The sequence below is a fragment of the Sphingobacterium sp. PCS056 genome (assembly GCF_023273895.1).
In the GTDB taxonomy this organism is placed as follows: Bacteria; Bacteroidota; Bacteroidia; order Sphingobacteriales; family Sphingobacteriaceae; genus Sphingobacterium.
On sequence record NZ_CP096883.1, the window covers coordinates 2,838,298 to 2,858,355 of the forward strand.

The window sequence follows — 20,058 nt, forward strand, 5'->3', positions numbered from 1 at the left end:
ACCTTTATGATGATGAAGAAAACCTTATTATTTGCAAGCTTATTGATGACCGTACAGATGAACTTTGCACAAGATTGGAAACCTGCAGGTTCGCGTATTTTAACTTCTTGGGGAGAACAAGTGAATGTTCAAAAACCTCATCCCGAATATCCAAGACCACAGCTTGTGCGCTCAAACAATTGGCAAAATCTAAATGGACTTTGGAAGTATGCCATCACAGCTGTTGGTGCCACGGAAATTCCAACCCAATGGGAAGGTGATATCTTGGTGCCTTTTGCCGTTGAATCAGCGTTGTCTGGTGTAGGAAAAGAAGTAGGTAAGGATAAAGCATTGTGGTATAGCAATAGCATTACTTTAGATAAAGCGGTTCAAAAAAATAAAGTTCTATTACATTTTGGTGCGGTAGATTGGCAGTGTGATGTATTTGTCAATAAACAATTGGTCGGCAGACATGAAGGTGGATTCGATCCCTTTACGATGGATATTTCTACATTTCTTAAAAAAGGAACCAAACAAGATATTGTTATTCGGGTATGGGATCCGACAGATGATGGCCCTCAACCGCGCGGAAAACAGGTGAATCATCCCAATGGAATCTGGTACACCCCAGTGACGGGGATATGGCAAACGGTTTGGTTAGAGAGTGTTCCACAAAGTCACATCGTCAGTACCAAGCAAACTCCGGACTTAGATGAAGGAAATTTGACATTTGAGGCTTTAGTGGCCGTCAGCCAACCAGGTGACCAGATTAAAGTAAAAGCCTTAGATGGTAATCGGGTTATGCAGGAACAATCGGGTGAACCCAACCAGGCGTTTACCATGGCTATTCCAAATGCTGAATCGTGGTCTCCTTCCAATCCAAAGCTTTATGATCTAGAAATTCAACTGCTACGAAAAGGTAAGCTGATCGATCAGGTAAAAAGTTATTTTGCGATGCGTAAGATATCGATGCAAAAGGATAAAGACGGTATTCAACGATTAATGCTTAATAATAAATTTACATTTCAATATGGACCTTTGGATCAAGGTTGGTGGCCAGACGGCTTGCATACTGCACCATCTGATGAAGCGTTAAAATTTGATGTCGTCAAGACTAAGGAAATGGGATTTAATATGATCCGAAAACATATTAAGGTGGAGCCAGCACGTTGGTACCGTCACTGCGACAGTATTGGTATGTTGGTGTGGCAAGATATGCCAAGTGGTGATCTTGGAGGCAATAACTGGGATATGCAACCGGGAAAAATTTCAGGAGGTGATCGTGACAAAACCCGATCAGCAATATCAGAACAATATTATCGCAAAGAATGGAAAGCGATTATGGAAGTGTTGCATAACTTCCCAAGTATTGTCATCTGGGTACCTTTCAATGAAGCATGGGGACAATTTAAGACTAAGGAAATTACAGAATGGACCATGGCAAATGACCCCTCTCGTTTGGTCAACAGTGCTAGCGGTGGCAATTTCATGGAAACAGGACATATACTCGACATCCACAATTATCCTGATGCCGCCATGCCCGATCCGTCTTTATTTGGAGCCAACCAAGTATTAGCATTAGGAGAATTTGGCGGCTTAGGTTTACCCGTAGAAGGTCATTCTTGGCAGCAAAAGGACAACTGGGGGTATCAAAGTTTTAAAAACAAAACAGAGCTATTGGACCGGTATAAAAGACTCATCCATGATTTAAACCGCTTAATTCCAATGGGATTATCAGCTGCCGTTTATACACAGACCACAGATGTAGAAGTGGAAACAAATGGGCTCATGACCTATGATCGGAAAGTAATGAAAATGCCAGAAAGTGAACTGAAGGCAATTCATAAGCCGCTATATGATTTTGTACTTAAACGTTAGTGTTATCGTTCAACTCACCTGAATATTATGAAGTTAAAGCATGCTCATATACGTGGGTGGATTTTAAATCTACAGCTATCTTAGGTGAGTACTTCATCAAAATAGGAGCAGACAAGGAAAAAAAGTAAAACAGATTTAGATAGGTTGGTTTGTAGGACCTTGCGCATACCTGTATGCAGCAAGGTTCTTTTTTTGACCACGTATTTTAAGACATCAAATAAATCAGGGATCATATGAATCAAGCAAATATTATCGGGCGTTGTTTAGTCGTTATTGTTTATTTTTCGATTTCATGCAGTAGCTTAGGACATAGGGAACGAAATTCAACAGATAGCAAGATTACGAGCAAGGGTGGTGCGACATATCTGAATCCAGTATTTGAACCCATACTTGCAGATCCAACGGTGATCAAGGAACCTGAGACCCCTTATTTCTATGCATATGGCACCGCAGATAATTGGGGAGATCAACGCGGAGAACGTCTCGTATCTATACTGCAATCCAAAGATCTAGTTCATTGGAAATGGATAGGCACCGCCTTTCAACAGAAACCATCTTGGAAAACTTCAGGAGGAATCTGGGCCCCTGATGTTGTCAAGGTAAAAAACAAATACCTGCTTTACTATGCCTTTTCCACTTGGGGAGACCCCAATCCGGGCATTGGTGTTGCGGTTGCAGATCGACCCGTTGGTCCATTCTTAGATCAGGGTAAACTATTCGATAGTCAGGAGATTCAGGTTCCCAATTCTATAGATCCACATTTTTTTGCCGATCAGGGTACTAATTATCTTTTCTGGGGAAGTTTTAGCGATGCCCATACGCAAGGCACGTATGGAATTCCACTTACACAGGACGGACTACATGTTTCTGATTTACAGCAAAAGTTTAAGATAGCTGCTGGAGATTTTGAAGCTGTTATGATTCACAAACGAAAAGGGTATTACTATTTCTTTGGTTCAAAAGGTTCTTGTTGTGAAGGGGCTAAGAGCACTTATCATATGATGGTGGGACGTTCAAAAAAATTGCAAGGCCCTTATTATGACAAAGAGGGGCGAGATTTAAAAAACAGGGGTGCTGGCACACTATTGCTTCAGGGTAATGACCATTTTGTGGGCACGGGCCACAATTCAAGGATCATCACCGATGACAGCGGTATCGACTGGATGCTGTACCATGGTATAGATCCCAAGCAAAGTCGAGTTTCTTCAGGAGGTAATAGGCGAGTTTTACTTTTAGATCAGATCAGGTGGTTCGCAGATTGGCCCGTAGTGGAAAATCAGACCAGTAGTCATATGACCAGAGCAGCACCTTTTTTTAAATCGATATTATAATCGGTATGTACCAACATGATCGATGACCCCTTCGTCGATTTTCAAAAGCAACAAGCTTATGCATATGGTCGATGTGCTCAAAACAGATGAATGAAATGCCTGTTTTGGTTATGTTCAATTAAATAAAGCTCGAGCTTTCATCTAGAATGATTAAAGACAATATTCAGGGTTTCCAGCATCCATTTCCTTCTCAATAATAGGGAAATGGATTTTTATTTTATACAGGGTTTTACCTCTCATGGATAGGTATGATACTAATAAGCAGACTATTGAGATAAATTGATAGTATCAATTTTATTACATTGATTATTTTTGATTAATCAATTATAGAATTAAACCTTCTGAAATCCATTTAGAGATTTATTTATGCCGTAAGCTATTTGTTATGAACAAGAAGCAACTTTTATAGATGTATATGCCGCTTTTTTGGACGCAGGCATATGCTGTAAAAAACGAGTATGAATCAGTACACTGATCTGATTTTGAGGAGATTAATTTTTGAAAGGAAATTACAAAAATAACAGATTATAAATCGTCGAGTTGAAGCCGTTATCAGGTCTTTTTTTTAACATCACAAGCTAATACCATTTAGCTTTATAGTATTAACCAATTATGCAGATATCAATTTTAAACGCCTCTTGGATAAGAGCTTTGTCGATACGGTCATACGTTCGTCCCAAAGAAGATGAAATAAAATTGTTTATGACACCACCTTAATATCAGCATATCACACCATAGTGAGTACATCTTTCATTTATATGAATGATTTATTCACTCATCAGATCATACGAAGATAAGTTTTTATCCTCGATCATCGGGTTTGTTAGGAAGAAAGTAAAATGATATGGCCATTCCTCAAAACTCGAACATAAATTTTAACCAAATTATATTTTATGATAACTAACCAATTTATTAAAAGCAATAGGTGGTTCCTCAGCACTCTGCTATGGGCATTTATGGTCCTTAGTTTTGGATTAGTGGGCTGTAAGGATGATAATAAGAACGTCATCGAGACCATACCCTTTGATCCATCTAAACCTGTCGTGGTATCCGATTTTAGTCCTAAATCGGGAGGTATGGGGCAACGCCTCGTGATCTATGGGCAAAATTTTGGAAATGACCCGACCCATGTACACGTACTTATTGGCGGAAAAGAGGCAAAAGTAATCAGTGTACTCGGAGAGTCACTCTACTGCCTAGTTCCAAGACAAGCCTTTCATGGCGACATTGAGGTCCGGGTCGGAGATCCAGCTCAACAGGTTGTAGGCAAATCTGCAAAACCTTTTGACTATCAACGCAAAATGGTTGTGTCTACCGTGATAGGGTACCGAAACTCACGTGGTGATGAACCATGGAGGGACGGGAAATTTAAAGATGCCGACCAAAGTAAAATGGCGAGTGGATTCTGGGAGCCTTCTTTTATGAAATTTGATCCCGTCAATCCCAAGCATCTTTGGATGACATTTGACAACAATAATGGACTTTACTTGATCAATTTTGAGGATAGTACCGTAACCAAAAAGCGTTCAGATTTTGACCGTCCCCGTAGTATCGATTTTACGATTGATCATAAATACATGATTATAGCAGAAGACCGCGGTGGAGAAAATGACCGTGCGACGTACAGATTGTCGCGTGATCGACAATGGCAGGATAGAGAAGTACTCACCACCTATCGGCAGTGCAATGGAGCCTCTGTTCATCCCGTTAATGGAGAAATGTACTTCAATAGCTACGAGAAGGGACAATTTTTTCGCTTCGATCTCAATAAATATTTTAATCAAGGACTCGGTGTCAAAGATTTTGAACAGTTATTTGTCGTTCACGATCCGCAATGGGAATATAAGATTTTGATCCATCCGACAGGCAACTACGCATACATTGTGGTCATCAACCAGCACTATATTCTTCGTGTGGATTACAATTGGGACAAAAAACAATTCAATCAACCGTATTTGGTTTGTGGACAACTTAGAGGAGCAGGTTATGAAGATGCGGTAGGTTCATCTGCCCGACTGAGAAATCCTTATCAGGGAGTCTTTGTCAAAAATCCAAAATATGTCGCTGATGGCAAAACCGATGAATATGATTTCTATTTTACAGATCAACAGAATCATGCTATCCGTATCCTGAAACCAGATGGGAGTGTGACCACTTTTGCAGGACGAGGTAGTTCCAGTATAAATGCTAATCCATATGGTTATGTGGATGGAGATCTGAGGCAGGAAGCACGTTTTGACAGACCTTCCGGTATCGCTTATAATGAAGCCGAAGGTGCATTTTACATTGGAGATCAATCAAATCGCCGAATACGTAAAATAGCACTTGAAGAAATGGATCAAAGTATTAACGAATAATCAGTGGTTTTCATAATGAAAAAATTTTTAATAATAGCGATGTTATTGCTCGGCTTTACCTGTAGTCTGTTGGCTCAAGAGATTGTCGAGATAACCGGTGTCGTCACTGATGCCCAAAAACAACCCTTAATAGGAGTGAGTATTTTTGTAACCGATTCACCTGGATTAGGTACGGTTACAGATAGCAATGGTCGGTATAAAATCAAAGTAGAAAGATATAAACGATTGACATTTTCGTATATCGGATATATCAAACAAGACGTGCTGATCAAAGATGTTTTTGCTATAAATATGACACTGGAAAAATCAGAAACCAGCGTGCTGGATGAAGTTGTGATAACAGGAACAGGTACCCAAAAACAATTGACCTCTACAGGAGCTGTCAGTAGTGTAAATGTCAATGACTTAAAGTCCAATCCCACTTCGAGCCTTTCTAATGCATTAGCAGGAAATGTACCAGGGGTAATGGCCATGATGCAATCTGGACAACCAGGCAAAAATATTTCCGAATTCTGGATTCGTGGTATTTCCACGTTTGGCGGTGGCACAGGTGCTTTGGTTTTAGTGGATAATATTGAGCGTAATATCAACGATATCAATATTGAAGATATCGAATCCTTTTCCGTATTGAAAGATGCTGCCGTAACCGCAATATATGGTTCCAGAGGAGCAAATGGAGTAATTCTGATCACGACTAAACGAGGTAAAGAGGGGAAAATCAATATCAATTTTAAAGATGAAACCATTTATAATACCCGTACGATCACCCCTCAATTTGAAGATGGTGTTACCTACGCTAATCTTTTAAATGAATCGCGTATCACCCGTAATCAGGCACCCATTTATCAGCCTGAGGAATTAGAAATTTTACGATTGGGCTTGGATCCAGATTTATATCCAAATGTAGATTGGCAAGATCTGTTGCTCAAAGATGGTGCGATGACCTATAGAGCCAATCTCAATATGAGCGGTGGTGGACCCACAGCGCGTTATTTTGCTTCAGGTAGTTATGTTGAAGAAGGTGGGATGTATAAGATCGATGAAACCTTGCGCAATGATTATAACACCAATGCAAACTTTAAACGCTGGAACTATCGTTTGAATACCGACTTTAATATCACCAAAACAACGGTCGCTAAAGTTGGTGTCGCAGGATCTCTAGACAAACGAAACAGTCCCGGCATGGGCGATGATGACTTCTGGGGTGTACTGTTTGGATATTCACCCATCCGTACCCCAGTGATGTATTCCAATGGCTATGTACCTGCTATAGGCACTGGTAACCAAACGAATCCATGGGTAGTCGCCACGCAGACCGGTTTTAATGAAAATTGGACCAATAGTATTCAGACCAATGTTTCCATCGAACAAAATTTCGATTTTATTACCAAAGGACTTCGGGCCAGAGGGATAGTCGGATTTGATACCAACAATAAAAGCAATATATCTCGCCGTAAATGGCCTGAGCAGTGGCGTGCCGAACGTGCGCGTGATGAAAATGGGAACCTCATTTTTACGCATGTGTCCAATCCCAGCGAAATGTTTCAAATGAGTAGTGCAGAAGGTGAAAGACGTGAATTTCTGGATTTAATGTTCAACTATGACCGGAGCTTTGGTCACCATAATATTGGCGGAGTGATTCGATTTACACGAGACGCATTGGTCAATACTGTAAACATCGGTGGCGATATCAAAAATGGAATTTCCAGACGCAATCAGGCGTTAGCAGGGAGGGTCACCTATAACTGGAAAAATAGATACATCACCGATTTCAATTTTGGTTACACCGGTTCTGAAAATTTCGCTATTGGACAGCAGTATGGTTTTTTTCCAGCAGTTTCTGCGGCCTGGAATATATCAGAAGAACCCTTCATCAAGGAAAACTTGGATTGGGTCAATATGTTTAAGATCCGTTATTCGTGGGGTCGTGTCGGCAATGATCAACTGAGAGTTAATGGCAATCAGGAGCGATTCCCTTATTTATACACTATTGAAGAGATCTGGCGCAGGAATAGTGACGGAAGCTTTGCTTTAGATGGTGCAGGCAACAGGATCCCAGATGGAGGCTATCAATGGGCTGACTATGGGTTCAATAGATACTATCAAGGAATGAAATATGCACAAGTAGCCTCACCTTATGTGACATGGGAAATGGCAACAAAACAAAATCTAGGATTCGATATCTCCCTATTTAAAGATAAGATTATTGCCAACCTTGATTTCTTCGATGAAGAGCGTACAGGAATCTATATGGAACGTAGATTTTTACCTGCGATCGTGGGGCTGGAGAGTACACCCCGAGCCAATGTAGGTGCGGTGCAGTCACGAGGATTCGACGGAAGATTTGAGTATAAGCAAACTCTTGGAGCATTCCATATTACCGCAAGAAGTAACATCACCTACAGCAAAAATGTCATTTTGGAGAAAGACGAAGAGAATAATGTATATGGTTATCAGAATGAACGCGGTTTTCGTGTCGATCAAGCTAAAGGATTAGTGGCCTTAGGTCTTTTCAAGGATTATGATGATATCCGCAACAGTCCGACCCAAACTTTCGGAAATTATCAGCCCGGAGACTTGAAATATAAGGACATCAATGGCGATGGAGTGATTGATGATGGCGACCGCGTGCCTATTGGCGCTACCAGAAGGCCAAATTTGATTTATGGTATCGGTGCTTCGGTCAGTTGGAAATCAATTGATCTGAATGTACATTTTCAAGGAGCAGGAAAATCTACTTTTTCCACCTACGGAAAGACCGTATATGCATTTAGTGAAGGGGAGTGGGGCCAAGTGATGAAAGGAGTAATGGGCGATAACCGTTGGATTTCTGCAGATATCTCTGGAGATCCAGCTACTGAAAACCCCAATGCCTCTTATCCACGTTTAAGTTATGGTCAAAACCCAAATAACTTTAGGGAGTCTACCTATTGGCTTAGAAACGGTCAATACCTTCGTCTCAAAACATTGGATATCGGTTACTCCATACCCAAGTCATTGGCTAATCAAATCAAGACCAATAACATCCGTATCTTTTTTGTTGGAAGCAATTTGCTGACTTGGTCAAAATTTAAGCTTTGGGATCCTGAACTTGCCAGCCCAAGAGGAGAAGACTATCCGCTGCCTAAATCATTTACGTTAGGTATCAATGTTAACTTATAAATTGAAGAGAAATGCAAAAGAAGATATATTCCATGGTATTATTGGTGCTATGCACCAGTATAATTTCCTCCTGTAAAAAAAATTACCTCGAATCTGATCAATACTTCAAAGATCGGATCACGATTGAAAAAGTCTTTAAAAGTAAAGTTTATACAGAAGAATGGTTAGCGCACGTTTTTGAAGAATTAAAGGGTGAGAATGTTGATGTTGCCAGTAAAGGACTGACACCGCATAATTTTGCCGATGATATGTACTATGGTGATCGGGATCGGGATTTTGACCCTTCAAAGAACGAGCTTTCTTATAACATGTTCAAAATGGGGCTTTATACTGAAAATGATAAACAAAGCAGTTGGACCCAGTGTTATCGAGGTATTCGCAATGCAACTACCTTTATTCATCATGTATATATGAATACAGAGATGACTGCAGCCGAGATTGAGGATTATCGGGGCCAAGCTCGTTTTGGCAGAGCCTATCTGTATTGGCTGCTCTTACGCAAATATGGTCCCATTCCCTTATTGCCCGATCAAGGAATCGATTATACAGAAAGCTATGACCAGATTGCTACAGCACGCAGTACTTATGAAGAGTGTGCGACATTCATCGCAGATGAGCTATTGCTTGCTGCAAAAGAAATGGAAAAATTGGGCATGAATCGTGGTCAAGATGGTTCCGCTCGTCCGAGTTGCGGGGCAGCATTGGCCACACGTGCCAAAGTCTTGCTCTATGCTGCCAGTCCGTTAGCAAATGGAAACACATCAAGTTTTGCATCCAGATTAATCGATGACACGGGCAAAAAGTTGCTGTCAGCTGATTATCAAGAAGAAAAATGGGCAAAGGCTGCAGCCGCAGCTAGAGATGTCATTGAGCTGGGCGTATATAGACTGTATTGGGTTCCGATTCAACAAACTGGCGACGATGCAACCGTTGTACCACCCAAAGACAATAATTTTTCAGAAAAAAATTGGCCAGAAGGTTGGGCAAATATCGATCCCGCCAAATCCTATGCGCAAGTGTTTGACGGTACCCTGCAAGCCTCCGGAAATCCGGAACTGATCTTCACAAGAGGTAACAATCAAGACGGTGAGAGTATTGCAGCTATGGTCATCCATCAGTTGCCGCGTTCTGCAACCGGATGGAATACCCATGGGCTCACGCAAAAGCTTGTCGATGCCTATTATATGAATGATGGGAAAGACGCTCCCGGTAAAGATATTGAGATCGGACGTGGTAATGGATCAAATCGTTTAAGCGGTTATGTATCAGCTGATGACTATAAATCAGGGAAATATAAGCCCTTGAGAGAAGGAGTTTCGTTACAATATGCCAATAGAGAGCCACGCTTCTATGCTTCTGTTGCTTACAATGGTAGCTTCTGGACCTTGCTCAATGAAACCTTGGAACGCAACCGCAATCAGCAAGTATTTTATTATCGTGATGATACCAAGGGCAATGGATTCAATTCTTCCAATGCCTATTGGTTAAGAACGGGTTTTGGAGTGAAAAAATTTGTTCATCCTAGTGATACCTACGAAGGTGGAAGTGCAGCCCGTGTCATTTCAAAAGCCGAACCGGCCATTCGTTACGCGGATATTTTGTTGGGCTATGCTGAGGCGTTAAATGAACTCAGTGGTTCCTACAATATTCCATCATGGCGAGGTGCAACGTATGCGATCAGTCGGGATATCAGCCAGATGCAGCGCGGTATTCATCCGGTTCGAATTCGGGGTGGTGTCCCTGATTATCCCGCTCCGGTATATAGCAGCAAAGTGGAGTTAAGAAAAGCACTAAAGCGGGAACGTTTTATTGAATTGATGGGAGAGGGCCAGCGCTACTACGATCTCCGTCGATGGATGGATGCGCCGATTGAAGAAGCTTTACCTATTTATGGCTGCAACATCTTGATGAATGCTCAGGAACGGGACCTCTTTCATAGACCCGTAGCCGTTTGGACACTTAAAACAACCTTTGCCGATAAAATGTGGTTTTGGCCGATCAGTCACAGTGAACTGAAACGTAACAAACGACTCACACAAAATCCGGGTTGGACTTACAATGATTAAAGATAGATGAGCTTGAACTTATAAAAATAAATTGTCCCATGAAGAAAATATATATACAACTCTTGCTACTCGCTATACTGCTCGTATTTAGCCGATGCAATGATGAGTGGAAAGATGAACAATTTGAAAATTTTGTTTCATTTAAGGCCCCTTTGACAAGTGAAGGTGTCTCTAATATCTATGTGCGGTATAAAGGAGATCAGAAGACGACTTTCATGTTGCCGATGATCGTTAGTGGATCGACCATCAATGATCAAAATATGACCGTTCAAATTCGTGTAGATACCGATACATTGAAAGTGCTAAATTATGAACGCTTTCAAAATAGAGCGGATTTTTATTATCGCGAGCTCACCAGTCAATACTTTTCCATGGCTCCAACAGTCCATATAAAATCAGGTGAAAGCACTGCTTTAATGCCGATCGACTTTACGCTCAAGAATATTGATATGGTCGATAAATGGGTGCTCCCGCTAACCATCGTGGATGATCCCTCCAACAGTTATCAAGTTAATCCAAGAAAGCACTACCGAAAAGCCTTATTGCGGATCTACCCCTTTAACAATTACTCAGGAACTTATAGCGGAACTGCATTAAAAACAAATATGGAGGGCTATGAAAATGAAACGCCAATCGTTAAAAGTGAAATTCGCAGTTATGTAGTTGATGAAAATACCATTTTCTTTTACGCAGGAAATATCGATGAGGAACGACAAGATCGGGGTAAATATAAAATTTATGCCACTTTTAATGAAACTGGTGGGGTGAGCTTTCATGCTGATAATCCCAATATCAATTTTAAAGTGAATAAAGATGCTAGCTATACGATTTCAGAACAGAAGGATGCGGTACGCCCTTATCTATTGCATCGCTACATCGCCATCAATAATATCGACTATCAATTTACCGATTATACCATGGTTCCAAATGTTGATATTAAATATAAAGTAACGGGTTCATTGATTTTACAGCGCCGATTGAATACCGAGATTCCTGACGAAGATCAGTCAATCGAATGGTAAAAAGAAAGACTAGACGGGTCAAGGGGAAAAAGATTTTGGTGATTTAGTTTGTAGGGAATGCGGAGTGTAAAAGCTTCGCATTTTTTGTTTCAGGTTCGCGATCAGTTCTGATAGGAGCCTATAGATTTCACCAGGCTACCACTTGACTAGATCTGAATAGTAGTGGCCTGGTGAAAATGGAATGGATTTTTTAATCAAAAACATGAAGTTTTTAAACATGTGCTTAAAACTTGCTCGAATATGCGCTATCGATTTAGGATCGGTTCGTTTGTCTGTGCCAGACGCTGTGAACCATTATTGGCAGGACAAGAGATATCATCCGTTGCGTCATAGATTAATGTTTGACCTTCCTTTATCAATCCTTCCGGCACATAAATTTGAATACGTGTTACACTGTAACCACTCGGGAAATATCGAATATAGTAACCATCTGGATGTAAAGTCCAAATTCCGCTTGGCGTATCTGTTCTTGGAGGAGCCATACCCGCCAAAATTGCATACTGCTCAAACTCTTCATAAGAGTAATTGCCAGAAGATACGAGATTTCTGATGTTATTTTCTGCTTCAAAGACGGCACGTAGCGATGCTGGTAATTGATCTTTTGCAGCTTGCATAGCATCAAAAGGTAAAATCCCCAATGCACCTCCCTCCAGTTGCAGTAACTGTTTTGGTGTGAGCAAGATTAAGGCAGTTTCCTTGACAGATCCTGCATAGTCAATAAATTTAGTTCGTGCAATGATGGTCCATAAAAGCATTTGAATATCACTTTGCTCAACCTCAGGGTGTTGTTCTGCACTTTTGAGTATCGCCACCACGACATCTCTTTTTTTGCCTAATGTAGGAGCATACATGTAACCATCACCTGATGATGGGGCGTGCGTACCAGCTTTCAGACAATAACTTTTGTTGGTCATCTCATAATGACCTGCCTGTAGGATAAAACCATCCTTCCCATTACGGGATAGTTTCTGTAAAGGTTTGTATATCGCATCTTGTTGAAAATCTGGCATCTGTTCTCCCTTTCGGTCCACATCTTCAAAATTTGTCGTGATCGCTTCTGGTTCCTTTAAGAGTTTATCCAAACCTAAAACTTGCGCTCCCTTGCTCGTTGCAGCCTTACTTACTTTATTGAGTAAGCCACCAAATTGTGCCGATGCAGCATGTGTGCTGAATATTAAACAACAGGAAACTGATATTTTTAATACCGTTTTCAGAATTTTCATAAGGATTATATTTTAGTTAGGTTTATTTTTTGGTAAAGTACTTCTTTAGTCATATATAGATCGTATCATTTTATATCATAAAAATAATTTCTGGCATTCAAAATCAATATTGTCATTACAACTTTTCGAAACATATATCTATGATAATAGATTATAAATCTAGTGATATTTTTTTGTGAAATAAAAAACTGTCCCGATAATTACTGGTCACAATATCAAGTATCAGCGTTAGAAAAGACAGTAGAATGCGATTGCTATCTTTAATAATCTGAAAAATATTTCTTAGTTTTATTTAGTCCGATTGCGGATCATCGTCACCAAATACTGAAATCTGTTACCTAAATGTCCCCTCATGAAAAAAATATTTGCATCCTATTGTTATCTTGTTTTTTTAGGCTTCTTTTTTTTATCACCAATCTCTCTGGTAAGAGGTCAGGACAGTATGCATATAAGACGAGATACGTTAAAGGCAGATTTTGTGACCCAGATGGGAACCTTTTTTAAAGAATCTTCAAAGAAAAGCTTGATAGATCTGGAACAAGATCGAGCAATCATTAGGCAGAATAAGATTTTTGAAGAAATCAAAATTATTTCGAGGCAGGCTGGCGCATTTTTGAAAAAGGGATTTGATACCGTTTCTCTAAAGTTGGAATTGGATCAGATTGCCGCTTGGCACAAATTATCTCAAGATGGGGTGTTTGAAAATAAAGGTTCCTCACAAACCTCTCGAAATTTAACAACGACTTTTAATATATTAAATGCGTTGCAAATGGAAGTTAAAGGTTATAAGCGAAATGTAGATCATTATCAATCACAGTTAGTCAATTATCGATTACAGATCGACTCGCTGACTAATGACAAATCGTTATTCACCCTATCCCACGATTCCTTGGAGTTAAGTTTGTATTTGAGCAGACTTAAGATATTGGCTAAAGAAATATCGCCTGTTAACGAAAAGCTCAGTCAAAATATTAATGGAATACAGATCGTACAAAACCTTGTCAATCTCGAACTTCTGAAATTGGAAACAGATATGGATGAAATTCGTTATTATCAGCAGCAGATTTCAGATAAAAGTTTTGCCAAAGAATTTGCTTCCCTTTGGGAAAAAAGTAAGTACGATCGTCCTCTCGAAGAAATATTTCATTTTTCCATCCTGAAAGCAAAGCTGCTCATGGCTTATTATATAAAAGCAAATTGGGGAAAGCTTATGGTTTTATTCATCAGTATTGGAATGGTGATTTTATACTTATTTTCATTAAAAAATGGAATAAGAGAGCAAAGTGGTGCTGATGCTGGAAATAGTATGTTGCTAAGTGCTCCAATTTGTTCGGGAACTGCTATCGCTTTAGCCATAGGGCAATTTTTATTTACCGATCCGCCCTTTGTGTTTTCAACCATTATTTTGTTTACTACCGCTTTATTGATCACTATTATTTTTCGTCATCATATCTCAAAATATTGGATGGTCATCTGGTTATCGATATTGACCCTCTATTTATTGGCAGCAATGGATAATTTTATCTTACAGGTCTCTCGTCCGGAACGTTGGGGAATGATCATCATAGCCGTATTTGGTACTCTGATAGGCGTATTGGCACTGTTTTTTAAAAAACAACATCGCACACTTCAGGAGCAATGGATTTTGTTTCCCATCTGTTTGATGGTGATTATGGAGGTGATGTCAATTGCTTTAAATATTTTTGGTCGGCTTAATATTGCGAAGGTCTTGATGGTTTCTGGTTTACTGAATGTCGTAGTTGCCATTGTTTTTCTTTGGGTGATACGTTTAGTAAACGAAGGATTAACCTATGCTTCTATGATCTATAAAAAGCAAGAAAGAAGATTATTCTATATCAATTATAATAGGGTAGGGAAACGGGCTCCCGTATTTTTTTATACCATCCTGATAGCAGGTTGGTTTATATTGTTTGGACGCAATTTTTATGAATTCAAATTACTTGCTGAACCATTTAATGAATTATTTTATAGTGAGCATCAATTAGGGAGTTATACATTTTCTCTATATAATATCCTCATTTTCTTTTTGATTATGTTCAGTGCAACCATGCTTTCAAAAGTGGTTTCTTTTTTTGCCTCAGATCCACAGTGGAGAAACCACGATGAAAGAAAGGAAAACAAGTTTCATATCGGAAGCTGGATCCTCTTGGTTAGGATCAGTATCATCGTATTGGGACTTTTCTTGGCTTTTGCTGCAGTTGGCATACCTGTGCAGCAAATTACGTTGATTATCGGCGCACTAGGAGTCGGTGTTGGATTTGGACTGCAAACACTTGTTAACAATTTAGTGAGCGGTCTTATTATTGCTTTTGAAAAACCAGTGAATGTCGATGATCTGATCGAAATTAGCGGACAGTCAGGTAAGGTCAAGTCGATCGGGTTTAGAAGCAGTGTCATTGCCACGGCCGATGGCGCAGACCTCATCATGCCCAATGGAGACTTATTAAATTCTCATGTGATCAACTGGACACTGGGTGGCATGAGGAAGCGTGTTCATATACGGGTGGAAGTGCAATATGGGACAGACTTGGAAAAGGTCAGGACATTATTATTAGATAGTATGGAGCTAGATGACCAGATCTTAAAAAATCCTGCGCCAGACATACAGTTCGGAGAAGTTTCTGCCCAATTTGTTGCCTTGGAAATCTATTTTTGGGTGAAAACGATAAAAGATTCGGGACAGGTGAAAAGTAATTTGATTGCTACTATCAACAAGATTTTTCAAGCAAATGGAATACATTTAGCGGTCCCTGCACAAGATATTTATTTGAAAAATCCGTCATCATGAAATTCTGATCACAAAATGAAAGATAGCAATGATCTCACTGTATGTAAAAAAAAAGAGCTGCATGTATGAAACGCAACTCTTTTTGTGCAATTATTTCTTGACCATTAGAGCGGTCTGATCCATATGTTTCTAAAGTTGACGAGATCACCGTGATCTTGTAGTACAATTGGACCTGGACCATGCACCAACCTTTTTGGCATGCCGATATATTCTGTAGTACCCTCGATCTGTGTATTATATTGTACTACAACTCCGTTATGTAGCAATGTCACCATACCCTTCTTGATCAGAACACCATCCGTATTAAAACGAGGAGCGGTATATAAGATATCATACGTATGCCATTCGCCAGCCGGTTTGACAGCAGTCACAAGAGGAGGTTGTTGCTTGTAAACGGAGCCCGCCTGACCATTGACGTAAGTAGGATTGTTGTTATTGTCCAAAACTTGAATTTCATAATGACCCTGTAAAAATATACCACTATTTCCACGTCCTTGCCCTTGGCCTTTAATTACTTCTGGGCTTTTCCATTCGACATGTAATTGAAAATCTTCAAAGTTCTGTTTGGTCTGGATATCTCCCGTATGTGGAGTAGATATCAAAACCCCATTTTTGACTTGCCAAGGTGCCTGTTGACTTGTATTTTTAGAACTCACCCATTGGTTCAGGTTAGCGCCATCGAAAAGAACAATAGCATCTGAAGGGGCTTGATTAGCAGCAGTCGTGACCGTGCGTAGCGTAGGCGTGTAAAATTCGGTATCTTCAGGTTGAAATTTGGTTTGAGCGTACGTTAATGTACTCATTAAACTCAAGCAAAAAATACCGCTGATCTGGAATATCTTGTTCATACTGTTATAGATTGATTTAACGTAAATATAGGTATTCGGAGATAAAAATTGAAAAGTTCAATAAATCGAGAGTTTAAAGACATCCATGTTAAATAAACTCTTCTTTTTTCTAAATGTCAGAAAGATAGTCCCATCATCGGTGCACGTCAAAAAGCATTCTCGCTAAAATTGTAAAATGTTAATGTTATTTGATTTTCAGGTTGTTATGTGCGAGTTAGGTGAAAAAACAAAAGGTTTTCAAACGGGGAGAATGAAAACCTTTATAACCAATTATAAACCTAAATTATGATGATACAAATATAGTGTTATTTATACACTAAGTCAAATCTTTTTTAATATTTTTTTAAAAAAGATTTGTCATCCCTCTTAAATTGTGGTTTTAAACGTCCAGAAGCAGCTAATAATCTATTTATAACCATGTTTTACCGTGATATTCGTTTCTTTTTTATTTCTTTGTATTACTGAATACAGATCGCTACATCGGTTTTTTTAATTCCTGCGGTAAATGAGTTCGTTCAATTTACAGTTTTAAAAGGCATAGTAGGAGGTAAGTGATATGGGTAGATAGGGATTGGTTTAAAGAATATGGATGATGAAGACGTTAAAAGATTTAATAAATAAGGAAGAGTTTGGTTGGGGATTGGTAAAAACGTGGATGAAAGGATCGAAGAATAACTTTGAGATTTTGCCAAAAAATCCAAAACGTGCCGATGAGGAATTGTTACGCTTGCAGATATCCACGAAGTCTCCAGTTGGTGCCATCGTATTTGAGACAGGAGGGATCCTTATTGACCATGGTTGGTTACGGATTTTAGGTTCAGGTTCCACTAAACTCAATAGAGGTATTATGGAATGGAATAAAGGAAAAACATATGTCAACGAAGGAGAAAAGGGCGGCTACCTATTCATTGCAGATGATATTATCGGAGGATATTATGCCATCAATGCAGGTGAGCTGGGCGATGATATAGGTAAAATATATTATTTTGCTCCCCACACTTCCACTTGGGAAAGCTTAGCTTGCGGTTATGCGGACTTTGTCAACTGGTCTTTAAATGGTGATCTGGATTTATTTTATCAAGGCTACAAATGGGAGTCATGGAAGCAGGATATTGCCAACGTTAATGGAGATCAAGTCTATGCACATTTGACCGCGGAGGAGCAAACCAGTGCGCAGTCCAGCCAGAGAAAATTGGTTCCCACAGAGCATCAGGTCAAGCTCGCATTGCAAGCAATATAATGTACAGCAAAAGGTTTTTTCAATTTTAATTCCAGACAGCAATAACTCCCCTAATTTTCAAATCGTAGATGATTGTTGGATGACCATTTTTTTTTCTAAAATATATCGAGGCCTTTTAAAAGATTGAGTTGTCTTGGCAAGGAGTAAATGATGTGTTAAGGTGCAAAAAAATGGATTTATATGAAAAAACAAAAGGTTTTCAAACGGGGAGAATGAAAACCTTTATAACCAATTATAAACCTAAATTATGATGATACAAATATAGTGTTATTTTTACACTAAGCAAAAGTTTTTTTTATTTTTTTTTATCCTGCTACTTTTATCTTGATAGGCGTTTCTAATTATTTTAATTGATATATCGCGATCATGTCGTATTTTAGATCTATTCAGCGTAGTAATATTTATGAATAAAAAAATAGAAAATCCCTCGGTGGATCAACAGTTGAATTGGACTTTAGACCCAGCATATTGGAATTCAAAATGGCAAGACAATCAAATCGGTTGGGATATTGGATATGCTTCTCCAGCGATATGTGCCTATATGGACCAGTATCCAAATAAAGATGCTCAGATCCTGATTGCAGGCTGTGGCAATGCGTACGAAGCCGCATATCTACTTGAGCATGGTTTTAAGCATATCACTTTAATTGATTTTGCTCCTGAGGCAATCAAAAGGGTCGCTGCTAAATTTGCAGATCATGCAACAGTAAACGTGGTCTGCACAGATTTTTTTGAACATGAAGGGCAATATGACCTGTTGTTGGAACAAACCTTTTTTTGTGCTATTGCGCCAGATCGGCGTGCCGACTATGTACAAAAAGTATCCTCCTTGCTCAAGCCAGATGGTAGGCTCGTCGGTGTACTTTTTGATCAATTATTTGCAAATCCAGGTCCTCCATTTGGCGGAGATCTTGTATCCTATCAAAGACTATTTGCTCCTCACTTTATATTACAGACCATGGAAAAGTGCTATAATAGTATAAAACCCAGAGCAGGTAAAGAGGTTTTTATTAATTTTTTGAAAAGATAATCCGTGAATAGCATCATTGGATTATGGTTTTCTCCCATACAGTAAAAGTCGCTTAAAAGCATACATAGCAGGAAATTGAGAAAATTTTAGTTCAATACGTTTTTTATATTCAGCAATAAATTCTTCCTTTTGATCGCCCTGCAATCGATCCATATAAGGAATTAAGGCAGATCCAGATATAAAGTCCAATAGATCTTGTGCATGTTCTGCTAGGATTGGGTAGACCTTTTGAATGATCTGCATGTGGGTCAGTCCGCCATGAAACATGATCGTGGCGTATTCATCGATGCTCAGCATCGGCGATTCTCTTTTCCAGCTCTGTAAGTAACTTTTAAAAGGCTCTTCATCGACCAGTTTCAATAAGATTTGATTTAAGACGTTATCCGATTGCATGGGCATTTGAATAGCTATTTGACCGTGCGGATTCAGTAGCGCTATCAGCTTTGGAAATAGTACATCATGCTGATCGGACCATTGTAAAGCAGCATTGCTGAATATCAAGTCCCATTTTTCCTTACTGTCCACAACATCTTCGGTCGCAGCCTCTTTAAAGGATAATCTGTCGTGCACAAATTGTTTCGACTCAGCAAGCATAGCTTCAGAAGAATCAACACCTGTAAATTGTGCCGTTTTAAGCTTGCTTGCTAAAATAGAAGTCTGTTCGCCGGTACCGCAACCGATATCGATCGCCTGTTGTTGTTGCTCTGGGGTAATGAAAGCAATTAAATCATAGAAAGGTTGATATCGGATATCTTTAAACTGATTATAAATTTCGGGATTCCAGTTCATGTTTTGCAAATTATTTTTGACCAATGTACGGATACCTTGATAAAATAAGGGAGGGTTTTCCAGATCTAAGAATTCATCATACCATCATTATTTCCTCATATGTGTACCACTTCCATTATAAGTTTGAAAATCAATTTTTGTTTGTTCCGCAATACTATTTCCATTACAATAAACATAAGATCGTTGCTCGCAAGCATGAAAGAAATGCTTTATATATATAGTGAGGCGATTGATTAGTAGGTTGTTGTCATTTTTAGGAATATAATGAAATGACAAAATGTCTTTTTAGAAAATATTTTTAAGACATTTTGTCCACATTGGGTT

The 20,058-nt window shown here is 39.3% G+C and carries 12 protein-coding genes; 9 read left to right on the plus strand and 3 right to left on the minus strand.

The window, feature by feature from the left end; all coding sequences use genetic code 11:
* The first annotated feature begins 6 nt into the window (after positions 1–6).
* The 6 genes from MUB18_RS11710 (at position 7) to MUB18_RS11735 (ending at position 11,795) form a co-directional block, all read left to right on the plus strand.
* Entirely contained in the window at positions 7–1,857 is a 1,851-nt protein-coding gene (locus MUB18_RS11710; RefSeq protein WP_317233161.1) for a glycoside hydrolase family 2 protein, read from the plus strand.
* Between the two features lie 233 nt (positions 1,858–2,090).
* The gene (locus MUB18_RS11715; protein WP_248753209.1) at positions 2,091–3,188 is read left to right on the plus strand and encodes a family 43 glycosylhydrolase; all 1,098 of its coding nucleotides are present in this window, start codon (positions 2,091–2,093) and stop codon (positions 3,186–3,188) included.
* An 893-nt stretch (positions 3,189–4,081) separates the two neighbouring features.
* The gene (locus MUB18_RS11720) at positions 4,082–5,545 is read left to right on the plus strand and encodes an IPT/TIG domain-containing protein (RefSeq protein ID WP_248753210.1); all 1,464 of its coding nucleotides are present in this window, start codon (positions 4,082–4,084) and stop codon (positions 5,543–5,545) included.
* Positions 5,546–5,560: 15 nt separating this feature from the next.
* Positions 5,561–8,707, plus strand: a complete 3,147-nt coding sequence (locus MUB18_RS11725) for a SusC/RagA family TonB-linked outer membrane protein (RefSeq protein ID WP_248753211.1) — start codon at positions 5,561–5,563, stop codon at positions 8,705–8,707.
* Between the two features lie 11 nt (positions 8,708–8,718).
* Entirely contained in the window at positions 8,719–10,773 is a 2,055-nt protein-coding gene (locus MUB18_RS11730) for a RagB/SusD family nutrient uptake outer membrane protein (protein ID WP_248753212.1), read from the plus strand.
* A gap of 38 nt (positions 10,774–10,811) precedes the next feature.
* On the plus strand, positions 10,812–11,795 hold the full coding sequence (locus MUB18_RS11735) for a DUF4973 domain-containing protein (RefSeq protein ID WP_248753213.1): 984 nt from the start codon (positions 10,812–10,814) through the stop codon (positions 11,793–11,795).
* Between the two features lie 245 nt (positions 11,796–12,040).
* On the opposite strand, the gene MUB18_RS11740 is transcribed toward MUB18_RS11735, so the two are convergent.
* Entirely contained in the window at positions 12,041–13,018 is a 978-nt protein-coding gene (locus MUB18_RS11740; RefSeq protein WP_248753214.1) for a hypothetical protein, read from the minus strand.
* A 352-nt stretch (positions 13,019–13,370) separates the two neighbouring features.
* On the opposite strand from MUB18_RS11740, the gene MUB18_RS11745 reads away from it, so the two are divergent.
* Positions 13,371–15,827: a mechanosensitive ion channel family protein gene (locus MUB18_RS11745; protein ID WP_248753215.1), complete on the plus strand. Its 2,457-nt coding sequence runs from the start codon at positions 13,371–13,373 to the stop codon at positions 15,825–15,827.
* 104 nt (positions 15,828–15,931) lie between these two features.
* Here the strand turns inward: MUB18_RS11745 and MUB18_RS11750 are convergent, their stop codons facing one another.
* Entirely contained in the window at positions 15,932–16,675 is a 744-nt protein-coding gene (locus MUB18_RS11750; RefSeq protein WP_094772479.1) for a DUF1080 domain-containing protein, read from the minus strand.
* Positions 16,676–17,264: 589 nt separating this feature from the next.
* On the opposite strand from MUB18_RS11750, the gene MUB18_RS11755 reads away from it, so the two are divergent.
* Both MUB18_RS11755 and MUB18_RS11760 read left to right on the plus strand, forming a co-directional pair.
* Positions 17,265–17,915: a DUF2625 family protein gene (locus MUB18_RS11755; protein ID WP_248753216.1), complete on the plus strand. Its 651-nt coding sequence runs from the start codon at positions 17,265–17,267 to the stop codon at positions 17,913–17,915.
* Between the two features lie 403 nt (positions 17,916–18,318).
* The gene (locus MUB18_RS11760) at positions 18,319–18,945 is read left to right on the plus strand and encodes a methyltransferase (protein ID WP_248753217.1); all 627 of its coding nucleotides are present in this window, start codon (positions 18,319–18,321) and stop codon (positions 18,943–18,945) included.
* Between the two features lie 21 nt (positions 18,946–18,966).
* Here MUB18_RS11760 and MUB18_RS11765 read toward each other — a convergent pair whose 3' ends face one another.
* Complete coding sequence (locus MUB18_RS11765) at positions 18,967–19,734, minus strand: methyltransferase domain-containing protein (RefSeq protein ID WP_248753218.1); 768 nt, start codon at positions 19,732–19,734, stop codon at positions 18,967–18,969.
* Between the last annotated feature and the right edge of the window lie 324 nt (positions 19,735–20,058).

What these genes read in the sequence shown, in the direction of transcription:
- MUB18_RS11750 (WP_094772479.1), bottom strand. Translation starts at nt 16,675, where the DNA reads ATGAACAAGATATTCCAGATCAGCGGTATTTTTTGCTTGAGTTTAATG.
- MUB18_RS11740 (WP_248753214.1), bottom strand. Translation starts at nt 13,018, where the DNA reads ATGAAAATTCTGAAAACGGTATTAAAAATATCAGTTTCCTGTTGTTTA.
- MUB18_RS11725 (WP_248753211.1), top strand. Translation starts at nt 5,561, where the DNA reads ATGAAAAAATTTTTAATAATAGCGATGTTATTGCTCGGCTTTACCTGT.
- MUB18_RS11760 (WP_248753217.1), top strand. Translation starts at nt 18,319, where the DNA reads ATGAATAAAAAAATAGAAAATCCCTCGGTGGATCAACAGTTGAATTGG.
- MUB18_RS11710 (WP_317233161.1), top strand. Translation starts at nt 7, where the DNA reads ATGATGATGAAGAAAACCTTATTATTTGCAAGCTTATTGATGACCGTA.
- MUB18_RS11765 (WP_248753218.1), bottom strand. Translation starts at nt 19,734, where the DNA reads ATGAACTGGAATCCCGAAATTTATAATCAGTTTAAAGATATCCGATAT.
- MUB18_RS11715 (WP_248753209.1), top strand. Translation starts at nt 2,091, where the DNA reads ATGAATCAAGCAAATATTATCGGGCGTTGTTTAGTCGTTATTGTTTAT.
- MUB18_RS11745 (WP_248753215.1), top strand. Translation starts at nt 13,371, where the DNA reads ATGAAAAAAATATTTGCATCCTATTGTTATCTTGTTTTTTTAGGCTTC.
- MUB18_RS11730 (WP_248753212.1), top strand. Translation starts at nt 8,719, where the DNA reads ATGCAAAAGAAGATATATTCCATGGTATTATTGGTGCTATGCACCAGT.
- MUB18_RS11720 (WP_248753210.1), top strand. Translation starts at nt 4,082, where the DNA reads ATGATAACTAACCAATTTATTAAAAGCAATAGGTGGTTCCTCAGCACT.
- MUB18_RS11755 (WP_248753216.1), top strand. Translation starts at nt 17,265, where the DNA reads ATGATGAAGACGTTAAAAGATTTAATAAATAAGGAAGAGTTTGGTTGG.
- MUB18_RS11735 (WP_248753213.1), top strand. Translation starts at nt 10,812, where the DNA reads ATGAAGAAAATATATATACAACTCTTGCTACTCGCTATACTGCTCGTA.